At 69.3% G+C, this 12,500-nt stretch carries 14 protein-coding genes; 13 read left to right on the top strand and 1 reads right to left on the bottom strand.

The genetic code is table 11. The features are described from left to right. The first annotated feature begins 4 nt into the window (after positions 1-4). From ABIA35_RS27870 to ald, 6 genes are all read left to right on the top strand, one after another. A complete protein-coding gene (locus ABIA35_RS27870) occupies positions 5-502 on the top strand; it encodes a roadblock/LC7 domain-containing protein (RefSeq protein WP_370341681.1) in 498 nt (165 codons plus the stop codon). Continuing rightward, a complete protein-coding gene (locus ABIA35_RS27865) occupies positions 499-927 on the top strand; it encodes a DUF742 domain-containing protein (protein WP_370341680.1) in 429 nt (142 codons plus the stop codon). Before ABIA35_RS27870 ends, ABIA35_RS27865 begins: the two co-directional genes overlap by 4 nt. Further along, positions 920-1,504, top strand: a complete 585-nt coding sequence (locus ABIA35_RS27860; RefSeq protein ID WP_370341679.1) for an ATP/GTP-binding protein — start codon at positions 920-922, stop codon at positions 1,502-1,504. The genes ABIA35_RS27865 and ABIA35_RS27860 overlap by 8 nt, the downstream gene beginning before the upstream one ends. Before the next feature lie 64 nt (positions 1,505-1,568). Next, on the top strand, positions 1,569-2,012 hold the full coding sequence (locus tag ABIA35_RS27855; RefSeq protein ID WP_370341677.1) for a hypothetical protein: 444 nt from the start codon (positions 1,569-1,571) through the stop codon (positions 2,010-2,012). Positions 2,013-2,112: 100 nt separating this feature from the next. Then, positions 2,113-3,321 carry an RtcB family protein gene (locus ABIA35_RS27850; RefSeq protein WP_370341676.1) on the top strand — a complete coding sequence of 403 codons (1,209 nt, stop codon included), beginning with the start codon at positions 2,113-2,115 and terminating at the stop codon, positions 3,319-3,321. A 381-nt stretch (positions 3,322-3,702) separates the two neighbouring features. Beyond that, positions 3,703-4,818 (top strand): alanine dehydrogenase, encoded by a 1,116-nt coding sequence (gene ald / locus ABIA35_RS27845; protein WP_370341674.1) that lies wholly within the window; start codon positions 3,703-3,705, stop codon positions 4,816-4,818. A gap of 67 nt (positions 4,819-4,885) precedes the next feature. On the opposite strand, the gene ABIA35_RS27840 is transcribed toward ald, so the two are convergent. Further along, positions 4,886-5,524 (bottom strand): hypothetical protein, encoded by a 639-nt coding sequence (locus ABIA35_RS27840; RefSeq protein ID WP_370341673.1) that lies wholly within the window; start codon positions 5,522-5,524, stop codon positions 4,886-4,888. Positions 5,525-5,720: 196 nt separating this feature from the next. Here ABIA35_RS27840 and xerD point away from each other — a divergent pair, with 196 nt between their 5' ends. The 7 genes from xerD (at position 5,721) to ABIA35_RS27805 (ending at position 12,494) form a co-directional block, all read left to right on the top strand. After that, positions 5,721-6,632, top strand: a complete 912-nt coding sequence (gene xerD / locus ABIA35_RS27835) for a site-specific tyrosine recombinase XerD (protein WP_370341671.1) — start codon at positions 5,721-5,723, stop codon at positions 6,630-6,632. Positions 6,633-7,039: 407 nt separating this feature from the next. Further along, positions 7,040-8,059 (top strand): ParA family protein, encoded by a 1,020-nt coding sequence (locus ABIA35_RS27830; protein ID WP_370341861.1) that lies wholly within the window; start codon positions 7,040-7,042, stop codon positions 8,057-8,059. 2 nt (positions 8,060-8,061) lie between these two features. Continuing rightward, on the top strand, positions 8,062-8,757 hold the full coding sequence (locus tag ABIA35_RS27825) for a hypothetical protein (protein ID WP_370341669.1): 696 nt from the start codon (positions 8,062-8,064) through the stop codon (positions 8,755-8,757). Positions 8,758-8,773: 16 nt separating this feature from the next. After that, the gene (locus ABIA35_RS27820; RefSeq protein WP_370341668.1) at positions 8,774-9,775 is read left to right on the top strand and encodes a ScpA family protein; all 1,002 of its coding nucleotides are present in this window, start codon (positions 8,774-8,776) and stop codon (positions 9,773-9,775) included. Next, the gene (gene scpB / locus ABIA35_RS27815) at positions 9,772-10,563 is read left to right on the top strand and encodes an SMC-Scp complex subunit ScpB (protein WP_370341667.1); all 792 of its coding nucleotides are present in this window, start codon (positions 9,772-9,774) and stop codon (positions 10,561-10,563) included. Before ABIA35_RS27820 ends, scpB begins: the two co-directional genes overlap by 4 nt. A gap of 113 nt (positions 10,564-10,676) precedes the next feature. Then, on the top strand, positions 10,677-11,387 hold the full coding sequence (locus ABIA35_RS27810) for a septum formation family protein (protein ID WP_370341665.1): 711 nt from the start codon (positions 10,677-10,679) through the stop codon (positions 11,385-11,387). Positions 11,388-11,477: 90 nt separating this feature from the next. Continuing rightward, positions 11,478-12,494, top strand: coding sequence for a pseudouridine synthase (locus ABIA35_RS27805; RefSeq protein ID WP_370341664.1), 1,017 nt, complete (start codon positions 11,478-11,480; stop codon positions 12,492-12,494). Positions 12,495-12,500: the final 6 nt, after the last annotated feature.

Raw genomic sequence — 12,500 nt, 5'->3', positions numbered from 1 at the left:
CACCATGATCGGCTCTAACAGTGCCGCCCCTTGGGAGAGCGAAGAACAGCGGCTCGCTGCCGACGCCGCGGACTTCACGTGGATGGTCGCCCGCTTCGCCAACGAGACCGCCGGCGTGGTCGACGCCATCGCGGTCTCGTCCGACGGGCTGTTGATCGCCGTCTCGCGCCCGCAGGACCCGGGGTCCTCCGAGCGGCTGGCCGCCGTGGTCTCCGGGATGACCTCGCTGGCCGCCGGCGCCGGCGGCAACTACGGCCTGGGCGCGCTGAACAAGGTCATCATCGACATGGAGGGCGGCTACCTGCTGATCACCCGGATCGGCAGCGGCGCGGTGCTCGGCGCGGTCACCACGGCCGACGCCAAGCTCGCCAACGTGGCCTACGAGATGACGCTGTTCGCCAACCGGGTCGGCGCGGTCCTGAGCCCGGCGCTGATCATCGAACTGAAGAACACCGTCGGCATGGGCGTCCCCGCACGCAGACCGGGCGGTGGGCAGGGGTGACCGAGCCGGGCGGGGGAGGCGCCGCGGAGCAGGAGCCGGCCGGTGACGCCGTCGAGCAGGTCTCGGCGGTGCGCCCCTTCCTGCTCACGGAGGGCCGCGTGGTCGCCGAGGAGCAGGCGCTGCCGATGGAGACCCAGCTGGTCGCCACCCCCGAGGCACTGGCCCGGCTGGAGGAGCCGCACCTGGCCTTCGAACGCCGGGCCATCATCGAGACCTGCCGCGTCCCGGTCTCCCTGGCCGAACTGGCAGCCCGCCTGCGGCTGCACCTGAACGTGGTCCGCGTCCTGGTGGGCGACCTGCACACCCGACAACTGCTGACCGTCCACGTACCCCGCGCGGCCGGCAGCTCGGATCTGGACATCTTGAGAAGGGTGATCGATGGCCTCCGCGCAATACACACGTCAGGCGGGCCCGGCCATGACTGACGGCACCACCACCGCGACCGCCACCCGCCCCCCGCAACCGGTGAAGATGGTCATCTCCGGCGGCTTCGGCGTCGGCAAGACCACCGCCATCGGAGCGGTGAGCGAGATCGAACCGCTCACCACCGAAGCCGCCATCACCGAGGTGGCAGCGGGCGTGGACGACACCAGCATGACCCCCCGCAAAACCACCACCACGGTCGCGATGGACTTCGGCTGCCTGACCCTGGACCCGACCCTGAAGCTCTACATCTTCGGCACCCCGGGCCAGGACCGCTTCGGCTTCATGTGGAAGGACGTGACCCAGGGCGCCCTCGGCGCCCTGGTGGTCGTGGACTCCCGCCGGCTGGACGACTGCTTCCCCGCAGTGGACTACTTCGAACGCGACGGCACCCCCTTCGCAATCGCGGTGAACGCCTTCGACGGCGTCCTGTCGCACTCGCTGCCCGCCGTACGCTCAGCCCTGGACGTGGCACCGGAGGTCCCGGTCGTGGCGTTCGACGCGCGAAGCGGCGACTCGGTCCGCGAGTCGCTGATCGTGGTGCTGGAGCACGCGCTGACGCGGGCTCGGGGGTACTAGGCCGAACGGGTGGCGTGTTGTCGATCATCGGACGAACGCGGGTCTTGATCTGCAGGTCGGGTTCATGGAGTTCATGGACCTCAGCAAGCCTGAGTACTCGTACATGTTCGGTTTTCTGCAGACCGATGGGACCCTGACCCAGGGCAAAGGGCTCAAGGGCAGGGTCTCGGTGGAGATCCAGCGTGTGTCGGCAGGCGAACACGCACCACCAACTTCAAGGTCGGCTACCAGTCCTCGGTGGTGGGTCGCTCCGCCAAGTGTGGACCACTCCTCGCCGGACAACGGTGGCATCGCGCTCGAACGCAAGCAATCGACGGCGGACTCGGTAGCGGCGTGGACCCGTCCTGCGGGGATGCGGCGTCGAAGCGAAACAAGGCGGTGGACTCCCGAGCAGGACGCGGTCGTCCTGGCCAGTTCCGTAGCCGATGCGGCGCAGATCCTGGGCCGCGCTGAACAGAGTTGCTACATGCGTAGGTGGCGGCTTGCCAAGCCCGGCGCGCTCGGCTGACGTGGAGCTCGACAAATTCTGTTGCCGTCCCACCATCCCCCATGGCCTCATAGTTCCCGTCTTACAGCGAACGCGAATGCGAAAGAGGCAGGGTAGAAGCATGTACACGACAGTTCCCGGATCGACCGAGCAGAGCTCGCCGATCCGGATGTGGGCCGATCCGGAGTCTGTGGAGCCTCAGGCGCTGGAGCAGCTCCGAAACGTCGCGGCGCTGCCCTGGACTCGCGGCGTCGCCGTGATGCCCGACGTGCACCTCGGCATCGGCGCGACCGTCGGTTCGGTGATCGCGATGGAGGGCGCGGTGTCGCCGGCGGCGGTCGGGGTCGACATCGGCTGCGGTATGTCGGCGGTGAAGACCACGCTCACGGCCGATCAGCTGCCGGACGACCTCGGCAAGCTGCGGTCGCGCATCGAGCAGGCGATCCCGGTCGGGCGGGGCGTGCATCACAAGGAACTGCGCCTGGAAGCGGTGCAGGAACCCGGAGCGAAGAAGCCCATGCGCGGATGGCACGAGTTCTGGCAGGGCTTCGATGATCTGGAGAGTTCCGTAACTCGTGGCAAGCTGGGAAAAGTGCATCAACAGCTTGGCACCCTCGGAACGGGCAACCACTTCGAAGAGGTTACGATTGATAAGTCGGGCTCCGTTTGGCTCATGCTCCACTCCGGCTCCCGCGGCATCGGCAACCAGCTCGCCGCGTACCACATCGAGGTGGCCCGCACCCTCCCGCAGAACCAGGACCTCCCCGATCCCGACCTCGCGGTCTTCCTCGCCGACACTCCGCAGATGGCGGCCTACCGGCGGGACCTGTTCTGGGCGCAGGAGTACGCGCGGCGGAACCGGGCTGTGATGCTCTGGCTGTTCTCGGAGGTCATGCGCAAGGAGTTCCCGAAGATCGGCTTCGACAAGGCCATCTCCTGCCACCACAACTACGTGGCCGAGGAGACCTACGACGGTGTCGACGTCCTGGTCACCCGCAAGGGTGCGATCCGGGCCGGGGGCGGGGACCTGGGCATCATCCCCGGTTCCATGGGTACCGGGTCCTACATCGTGCGGGGGTTGGGCAACGATGCCGCCTTCAATTCCGCGTCGCACGGTGCCGGGCGGCGGATGAGCCGGACGCAGGCGCGCAAGCAGTTCAGTGTCGAGGATCTGAAGGCGCAGACCAAGGGGGTCGAGTGCCGGAAGGACCCCGGGGTCGTCGATGAGATCCCCGGTGCGTACAAGGACATCCGGTCGGTCATGGCGCAGCAGACCGATCTGGTGGAGATCGTCGCCGAGCTGAAGCAGGTGGTCTGCGTGAAGGGGTGACCCACACCGGCGCCTCGCTCTTTCGAACCCCGCCCGCCTCGAACTCACGAGGCGGGCGGGGTTCTGCCTGTCTTCCCCAGGGCGATGACCTCGGCGGCCTTCGATCGGCAGGTGGATGGCGCTGCACCTCGTACGAATTCCGGGCTCCGGCCTGACATGCTGTAACCGATTCAGCCGGTCACGCGGAGATACACTCGCCACAACACCTTGAGTACGAGTCGGTCACTCGACCGCATTTCCCACGCGTCGGGTGTCTCTGGCATTTCTTCACCAGCCATGCCAAGCAATACCAAAGCCATATCAAGCACACCGAGCACACCGCACGCCCGGGGCCGACAGCGAGGTCGGCGCCGTACCGAACCGAACGAAGGACTGGTCGCCATGAAGGTCGGCGTTCCCCGCGAGCTCAAGAACAACGAGTTCCGTGTCGCGATCACCCCCTCCGGGGTCCACGAGCTGGTCCGCAACGGCCACGAGGTCTTCGTCGAGAAGGACGCCGGCGCCGGCTCGTCCCTGTCCGACGAGCAGTACGTCGCCGCCGGCGCGACGATCCTGGACACCGCCGACGAGGTCTGGGCCACCGGTGACCTGATCCTGAAGGTCAAGGAGCCGATCGCGGCGGAGTACCACCGCATGCGCCGCGACCAGGTCCTGTTCACCTACCTGCACCTGGCCGCCTCCCGCGAGTGCACCGACGCGCTGCTGGACTCCGGCATCACGGCCATCGCCTACGAGACCGTGCAGCTGCCCGACGGCTCGCTGCCGCTGCTGGCCCCGATGTCCGAGGTGGCCGGCCGGATGGCGGCCCAGGTCGGCGCGGCGACGCTGCAGAAGGCCAACGGCGGGCGCGGCGTGCTGATGGGCGGCGTGCCCGGCGTGCAGGCCGCGAACGTGGTGGTCATCGGCGGCGGCGTGTCCGGCATCAACGCCGCGCTGGTCGCCAAGGGCATGGGCGCGCACGTGAAGCTGCTCGACAAGAGCATCTCCCGGCTGCGCCAGGTGGACGCCGACCAGTTCGGCTCGATCCAGACCCTGGCCTCCAACGCCTTCGAGATCGAGCAGGCCTGCCTGGACGCCGACCTGGTCATCGGCGCGGTCCTGGTCCCCGGCGCCAAGGCGCCCAAGCTGGTCAGCAACGAGCTGGTCTCGCGTATGAAGCCGGGCTCGGTGCTCGTGGACATCGCCATCGACCAGGGCGGCTGCTTCGAGGACTCGCACCCGACCACGCACGCCGAGCCGACCTTCCAGGTCCACGACTCGGTCTTCTACTGCGTCGCCAACATGCCCGGCGCCGTGCCCTACACCTCCACCTACGCGCTGACCAACGTCACGCTGCCGTACGCGGTCGAGATCGCGAACCACGGCTGGAAGGACGCCTGCCAGCGCGACCACGCCCTGGCCCTGGGCCTGAACACGCACGACGGCCAGCTGACCTACCCGCAGGTCGGCGAGGCGCACGACCTGCCGTCGCTGAAGCTGGACGAGGTGCTGGCGTAACACAGGGCATTAAGAAGGGCCCCGGCGAAAGCCGGGGCCCTTCTCAGGGTTCTCTGACCGAGCCTGGTCACCCCTGGTTGTACGGGCCCTGACCCTGGCCCTGGTTGTACTGGCCCTGACCCGGGCCCTGGTTGTACTGGCCACCCTGGTCGTACGGGCCGCCCTGGTTGTACGGACCCTGAGGGCCCTGGGGACCCTGCGGCCCCTGCGGACCCGTCCCGTTCTGGAACACGGCGCCCAGGTTCTTGATGTCGCCCCCCTTGGCGACGAAGTCCAGGTAGCCGAACACCGCGACGACGATCGCGAGCACCACGCCCACGTACGTGCCCCACAGCGCCCCGACGCTCGCGCCGCCGCCGGAGGCGGTCTGGTACGTCAGCCACCGCAGCAGCACGACGACCGCGGCCAGAGCGCCGCCGGCGAACTCGACGAAGCCGATCATCAGCGGCGCGAACGGCAGCTTGCCCAGCGCCCCCAGCACCGCCACGGCCGCGACGGCCACCAGCAGCAGGACCGAGAACCAGGCCCCGAACCCGGCGCTCCACGCGCTGACGCTGGTCTGGACGCCCATGGCCTTGAGCTCGGAGGAGCCGCCGCCGCTGAGTCCGTACCAGGAGAAGAAGCTGTCGATGAACATCAGCAGACCGCCGACGACGAGGACCATCCCGTTGCGGCCGAGTCTGGCCTGTAGCTGGTTGAAGTCCATTTGCCCGAAACCCCCTAATTCTGCAATGCGCTGACGACGCACAGCCGACACGATGCCGGAACGACTGTTTTACGCCATGCCACCCCCCACAAGTAAAGTCCCTCGGCCGAAGGCCTAAGCAAACATCAGCGGAACGCCACCCGACCTGCCAACCCATCAGAAACCTGATCGATCGGGGCCGGGGTACCGTGACCCCGTGTCCGACGACCTCGAATCCCGTGTGAAGGCCCACCTGGAGCACCTGTCCGTCGAGCGCGGCCTGAGTGCCAACACGCTCGCGGCTTATCGGCGAGACCTCGCTCGGTACAGGGTTTTCTTGGACACCCGCGGGTGTGCAAATTTCGCCGCCATCGAGCGCGCCGACATTTCCGCATTCCTGGCCAGTCTCCAGGACGGTGCCGCGTCGTCCGCCGCGCGCACCATGTCGGCGGTCCGCGGCCTGCACCGGTTCGCTGTAGCCGAGGGCTGGGCCGGTGTCGACGTCACCGACGACGTGCCGCCGCCGCAGGTGCCGATGCGCCTGCCCAAGGCGCTGCCGCTGGACGACGTCGAGCGGCTGCTCGCGGCGACCGAGGCGGACGAGCCCATGGCGTTGCGCGACAGGGCCCTGCTGGAGTTCCTGTACAGCACCGGGGCGCGCGTCAGCGAGGCGGTGGCGCTGGACGTGGACGACGTCGACCGCGAGGACCGCACGGTCATCCTGGACGGCAAGGGCGGCAAGCAGCGTCTGGTGCCGGTCGGTTCTTATGCGTGCCGTGCGATCGACGACTACCTCGTGCGGCTGCGCCCGCAACTGACGCGCAAGGCCCGATCCGGGAACGCAGGGGCGCTTTTCCTCAACGCGCGCGGCGGACGGCTGACGCGTCAGGGTGCGTGGACGGTCCTCGGCGCGGTGGCCGAGCGCGTGGGCCTGGCCGGCAAGGTCTCCCCGCACACGCTGCGGCACTCTTTCGCGACCCATTTGCTCGACGGGGGAGCGGACATCCGGACCGTGCAGGAATTGCTGGGTCACAGTTCGGCCACGACCACCCAGATCTACACCCGGGTGACCGTCGACCGGTTGCGTGAGGTCTACGCGACCAGCCATCCCAGGGCTCTGAACAGCTGATCGCGGTACCCTGACCGTTCAGGGCGGAGGCCGCGCGCGGCTTCGGTGGGGGCTCCGGCGGACACTGAGACCCGATCGTGACCTACCCTCCTGATATGAGATGACAGATAGCGGGGCCGCATACCGGTTCGGGTGATTTATCTCGCGTTTTCCGCCAGTAACCAGGGTGAAACGACCCGGGTGTGTCTCATTGCCTTGCTGTAATGACACCGTGCCCATAGAGTCACTCCAGCGATGAGAGTGGGCAAGTCGGTAAGGAGGTAGAACGACTTGTGAATGAGTCGACATTTGCCGCCGGCCGGGTGGTCGCACCGACCTCCGCCGCCCCGGGCGGCTCCGCCGGCGCGATGGCGCCTCAGACGGGGATCACGCCTGCTCCTCGTAATCCACAGCGTTCCGAGGACATGATGAACACGACTGACAAGACCTCCGACGCCACGCGCGCCGGAGTGGAGTTCGACGACCCCTACGGCATCATCGAGGACGAACTCCGCTACCAGGACGGGTTCGACCCGGACGCGGAGATAGAGCCCGATCCCGATTACGCCGCCACCCTGGCGCCGGACCCGGCGACGCAGCGCCGCGAGCGGGTGGGGCCCACGGGCCGCCCGATGCCGCGCTTCCCGGTGCCCCGGCCCCCGGTCGAGCACGGCCCCGCGCGCATCATCGCGATGTGCAACCAGAAGGGCGGCGTGGGCAAGACCACGTCCACCATCAACCTGGGCGCGGCGCTGGCCGAGTACGGGCAGAAGGTGCTGCTGGTCGACTTCGACCCGCAGGGCGCGCTGTCGGTGGGCCTGGGCGTGAACCCGATGGAGCTGGACCGCACCGTCTACAACCTGCTGATGCACCGCGGGGTGAACGTCGAGGACGTGCTGCTCAAGACGGTGACGCCGGGCATGGACCTGCTGCCGTCCAACATCGACCTGTCCGCCGCCGAGGTGCAGCTGGTCACCGAGGTCGCCCGCGAGTCGGCGCTGGCCCGCACGCTCAAGCCGGTGATGCAGGACTACGACTTCATCATCATCGACTGCCAGCCCTCGCTGGGTCTGCTCACCGTCAACGCCCTGACGGCCGCGCACAGCGTGATCGTCCCCCTGGAGTGCGAGTTCTTCGCGCTGCGCGGCGTGGCGCTGCTGACCGAGACCATCGAGAAGGTCCGCGAGCGGCTGAACCCGGAGCTGGAGCTGGACGGCATCCTGGCCACGATGTACGACGCGCGCACGGTGCACGGCCGCGAGGTGCTGGCCCGCGTGGTCCAGGCCTTCGGCCCGCAGGTGTTCCACACCGTGATCGGCCGCACCGTCCGCTTCCCGGAGACCACCGTCGCCGGCGAGCCCATCACCTCGTACGCCTCGGCCTCGGTGGGCGCCGCCGCCTACCGCCAGCTGGCGAGGGAGGTTCTGGTCCGGTGCCACGCCGGGTGAGGATGCCCGCGGCTGACGAGCTCTTCCGCACGACCGCCGGCAACGGGACCCTGGTGCGCGAGGCGCGCGAGGGCCATGGTGAGGACAACGCCGGCGCCGCCGGCGCCGAGCGCCCCGGCCGCGAGCGGGGGCACGGCGCCTCGGTCGCGGCGGCGAACACGGCCGGCGCGGGTGCGGGTGCGAGCGGTGCAGTCGGCTCGGTGAGCGCGAGCGGCGCGGCCGGGAGTGCCGGGTCAGCAGGGTCTGTCGGGTCTGCCGGTTCCAAGGGCACGGCCAAGGCCGTTCCGGCTCCGGCGGCATCGGCCGACCAGACCGGTTCCGCGTCTGGACCTATGTCTGCGTCTGCGTCTGCGCCTGCGGTGCAGGCGTCGTCGGCGGTCGCGAGCGGGCCGGTTTCACCAGCCGCCCCCCCGGCCCCGGCGCAGACGACGTCATCGACTCCGTCAGCTCCGTCCCGCAAGGTCACGGCCCCGCGCCGGCCCAGCGGCCGCGAGCGCCACGACGAGAAGATCACCGTCTACGTGTCCCCGGACGAGCTCCTCGGCCTGGAGCACGCGCGCATCATGCTGCGCGGCGAGTACGGCCTGGCGGTGGACCGGGGCCGCATCGTCCGCGAGGCGGTGGCCGCGCTGCTGGCCGACCTCGACGCGCGCGGCCGCGACAGCATCCTGGTCAAGCGGCTGTCCGCCGGCGGGTGACCGCTAGAGTGCAAGCGTGACTCTGGAAGCAGCCTCCGCCGAACAGGCCCCGGTACCGGTACCGGCCGGCCAGAACGCCGGGACTGCCGAGACCGGGACTGCCGAGACCGGGACGGCCGACGGCGGCGCGGCGCGCGTCGAAGGCTTCCAGGTCAGCCTGCCGGAGTTCGAGGGCCCCTTCGACCTGCTCCTGGGCCTGATCGCCAAGCACAAGCTGGACGTCACCACCCTGGCGCTGTCCAAGGTCACCGACGAGTTCATCGCCTACATCCGGTCCATGGGCGACTCCTGGGACCTGGACCAGGCCTCGGAGTTCCTGGTCATCGCGGCCACCCTGCTGGACCTGAAGGCCGCGCGCCTGCTCCCGGCCGCCGAGGTCGAGGACGAGGGCGACCTGGCCCTGCTCGAAGCCCGCGACCTCCTGTTCGCCCGCCTGCTCCAGTACAAGGCCTACAAGCAGGTGGCGACCGAACTGGGCCACCGCCACGCCACCGCCGGCCGCATGTTCCCGCGCGCGGTGAAGCTGGAACCCTCCTTCGCCGACCTGCTCCCCGAAGTGATCATCAACCTCACCCCGGAACAGTTCGCGGCCCTGGCCGTGAAGGCGATGACCCCCAAGGCCGTGCCAGAGGTGTCGGTCACGCACCTGCACGGCAGCGCGGTCAGCGTCCGCGAACAGGTGGCAGTCCTGATCGCGAAGATGCGCGAGTTCCGCAAGGCCTCCTTCGACAAGCTCTGCGAGGACGCCCCGGACACCCTGACAATCGTCGCCCGTTTCCTCGGCCTGCTGGAACTCTTCCGCGAGGCCGTGGTGATGTTCGACCAGCCGGACGCCTTCGCCGAACTGACGGTCTCCTGGACCGGCAGCGAGGAGGGCGAACTGACGGTCGCGGTGGACGAGTTCGACCGCAGCGCCCCGGCCGAGGATGCGCCGGAGGAGCAGGACGGGCTGGATGAGCTGGACGGCCTGGACGAGCTGAACGAGGACGAGCAGTGGGAAGCGGGCGAGCCGGAATGAGCGACGACTGGGAGTACGAGAGTCCGGAGTACGCGGCCGGCGACGAGCCCGCTGCCGAGACTGAGGCCGGCCCCGAAGCAGTCGCCGAGCCCGCCGCCCCGCTCCCGGCTGCTGAGGCGACCGTTCCATCGCCCCGCAGCGAGGCCAAGCCCTCGCTCCCAGCGCCGCGCACAACCTCCGCCGAGCCGTCCCTGGACGCCCTCGACGACGCCACCTGGCAGCTCTCCACCGACATGGCCCCGCTGCCGCCCCTGCGCCAGTGCCTGGAGGCCATCCTGCTGGTGGTCGAGGAGCCGGTGGCCGATGTGGTCCTGGCCCAGATCACCGAGCGTCCGCGCGACGAGGTCGTCCAGACCCTCCTGGAACTCGCGGCCGAGTACACCGAGCAGCAGCGCGGTTTCGACCTGCGGCAGGTGGCCGGCGGCTGGCGGTTCTACACCCGCGCGGCCTGTGCGCCGCTGGTGGAGAAGTTCGTCCTCGACGGCCAGCAGGCCAAGCTCAGCCAGCCGGCGCTGGAGACCCTCGCGGTGGTCGCCTACCGCCAGCCGGTCAGCCGCTCGCGCATCTCCGCGGTGCGCGGCGTGAACTGCGACGGCGTCATGCGCACCCTGCTGACCCGCGGCCTGATCGAGGAGGCCGGCACCGACGTGGACTCCGGCGCCATCCTCTACCGGACCACGCTGCTCTTCCTGGAGAAGATGGGCATGCGCACCCTCGACGAGCTGCCGGAGCTGGCTCCGCTGCTGCCGTCGGTGGAGTCGATGGAGGAGTCCGAGACACTGGCCTGACCCGGGCCGCCCGGCTCTGGATCCCGGCCCGATTCCGGGACGATTCAGGCATCGATCATGAGTGTGTCAAGTGAGCAATACGCTGTCGGCACGGTCCACTACAGTTCACCGCCATGACCGAACCTCAATCGAACCAGTCGCCTTACCAGGGCATATCTGGTCCCGGCGGGAGCAGCGCGCCGGTTCAGGACCAGGTACCCGGCGGGGCGCAGAACCCGTATGGCCAGCAGCAGAATCCCTATGGCCAGCAGCAGAACCCTTACGCCCAGCCGCAGAACCCGTACGGCAACGGCAACGGCGGCGGCAGCTACGGCCCCACGCCCAAGCGCCGGCGCGGTCCGGTGTTCCTGTACATCCGCGCCGGGATCTTCGTCGTCGTCCTGATCATCGGCGGCATCAGCTGGCTGGTGACCAACAGCCACAAGTCGCACCGCGACTCCAGCGGCAGCATCAGCAAGAGCGGCAACCTCGACGCCGTCAGCCTGCGCTCCGGTGACTGCTACGAGAAGCCCACGGACGCCTCGGTCGGCTTCGACTCGGTGAAGGCGATCCCCTGCACCCAGCCGCACAACGCCCAGGCCTTCTACAGCTTCACCTATCCCAACGCGACCTCGGTGGCCCCGAGCGACGACGATCTGACGGCCAACGCCCAGCCGCTGTGCGAGAGCGCGGCCAAGGACAAGGTCGACCAGTCCAAGCTCCCGCAGAACGCGCAGCCCAGCATGCTGTTCGCGGACGAAAGCACCTGGTCGCAGGGGTACCACGACATCACCTGTGTGTATGAGAACGACACCGACTTCACCGGCTCGATCCTGAAGAGCTGAACCGGCCGCCCGGCCGGCATACGGCGAGCGTGTAGCCCGCCTGAACGGGGGCGGACGAGCGGGGGTCCCCGATAGGGGACAATGGTTCCCATGAACACCCCCGCTCGCCGTTCCCAGCCCAGTAAGTCCGGTGGAGGCCGGGGCTCCGGCTCCGGCGGCGGATCCCGGGGGTCCGGTGGATCGCGGCAGGCCGGGACGGGCTCCGGGTCCGGCGCCGGTCGTCAGCCCGCGCCCTACGGCGGGCGCTCGCCCGGCAAGACCAGCGGCCGCTCCGGCGGTGCGAGTGGCTCGGGCGGTACCGGCGGCTCCGGTAATGCCAAGCAGACCGCCCCGAGCGCCGGCGGCCGTGACTGGCGCGACTACGACCCCTTCGCGGACCCCAACGAAGAAGGCGTGCGCCTTCAGAAGGTCCTGGCCCAGGCCGGCGTCGGCAGCCGGCGGGTCAGCGAGGACCTGATCGCCGCCGGGCGGGTCGAGGTCAACGGCGAGATCGTGCGGCACCAGGGCATGCGGGTGGATCCCGAGACCGCCGTGATCCGCGTGGACGGCATGCGCATCTCCACCGCCGAGGGCATCGTGCACTTCGCCTTCAACAAGCCGGTCGGTGTGATCTCCGCGATGGACGACCCGGACCGCCCCAACCTCGGCGACTACGTGCGCGGCCGCAACGAGCGCCTGTTCCACGTCGGCCGCCTCGACGTCGACACCGAGGGCCTGATCCTGCTCACCAACGACGGCGAGCTCGCGCACCGGCTGGCGCACCCGTCGTACGAGATCCGCAAGGTCTACCGCGCGCAGGTCTACGGCACCGTCCCGAAGGACCTGGGCCGCCGCCTGCGCGAGGGCGTGGACCTGGAGGACGGCCTGGCGCGCGTCGACCACTTCCGGCTGCTGGACTCCGTCGGCCGCAACGCGCTGGTGGAGATCACCATCCACGAGGGCCGCAACCGCATCGTCCGCCGCATCATGGACGCCGTCGGGCTCCCGGTGCGCGGCCTGGTCCGCACCAAGTTCGGCCCGATCTCGCTCGGCGACCAGAAGCCGGAGCGCATGCGGCCGCTGAACAAGGAAGAGGTCGGCGCGATCTACAAGTCCGTCGGGCTCTAGCACAGC

Origin of the sequence: Catenulispora sp. MAP12-49, from assembly GCF_041262705.1 — a bacterium.
In the GTDB taxonomy this organism is placed as follows: domain Bacteria; phylum Actinomycetota; class Actinomycetes; order Streptomycetales; family Catenulisporaceae; genus Catenulispora.
This window is presented reverse-complemented; position numbering and strand designations above follow the sequence as displayed.

Excerpts from the sequence above, each read along its gene's own strand:
- ABIA35_RS27855 (WP_370341677.1), top strand. The coding sequence starts at position 1,569 with ATGGAGTTCATGGACCTCAGCAAGCCTGAGTACTCGTACATGTTCGGT.
- scpB (WP_370341667.1), top strand. The coding sequence starts at position 9,772 with ATGAGCGACGACTGGGAGTACGAGAGTCCGGAGTACGCGGCCGGCGAC.
- ABIA35_RS27805 (WP_370341664.1), top strand. The coding sequence starts at position 11,478 with ATGAACACCCCCGCTCGCCGTTCCCAGCCCAGTAAGTCCGGTGGAGGC.
- ald (WP_370341674.1), top strand. The coding sequence starts at position 3,703 with ATGAAGGTCGGCGTTCCCCGCGAGCTCAAGAACAACGAGTTCCGTGTC.
- ABIA35_RS27850 (WP_370341676.1), top strand. The coding sequence starts at position 2,113 with ATGTACACGACAGTTCCCGGATCGACCGAGCAGAGCTCGCCGATCCGG.
- ABIA35_RS27860 (WP_370341679.1), top strand. The coding sequence starts at position 920 with ATGACTGACGGCACCACCACCGCGACCGCCACCCGCCCCCCGCAACCG.
- ABIA35_RS27825 (WP_370341669.1), top strand. The coding sequence starts at position 8,062 with ATGCCCGCGGCTGACGAGCTCTTCCGCACGACCGCCGGCAACGGGACC.
- ABIA35_RS27870 (WP_370341681.1), top strand. The coding sequence starts at position 5 with ATGATCGGCTCTAACAGTGCCGCCCCTTGGGAGAGCGAAGAACAGCGG.
- ABIA35_RS27810 (WP_370341665.1), top strand. The coding sequence starts at position 10,677 with ATGACCGAACCTCAATCGAACCAGTCGCCTTACCAGGGCATATCTGGT.
- ABIA35_RS27840 (WP_370341673.1), bottom strand. The coding sequence starts at position 5,524 with ATGGACTTCAACCAGCTACAGGCCAGACTCGGCCGCAACGGGATGGTC.
- ABIA35_RS27830 (WP_370341861.1), top strand. The coding sequence starts at position 7,040 with ATGAACACGACTGACAAGACCTCCGACGCCACGCGCGCCGGAGTGGAG.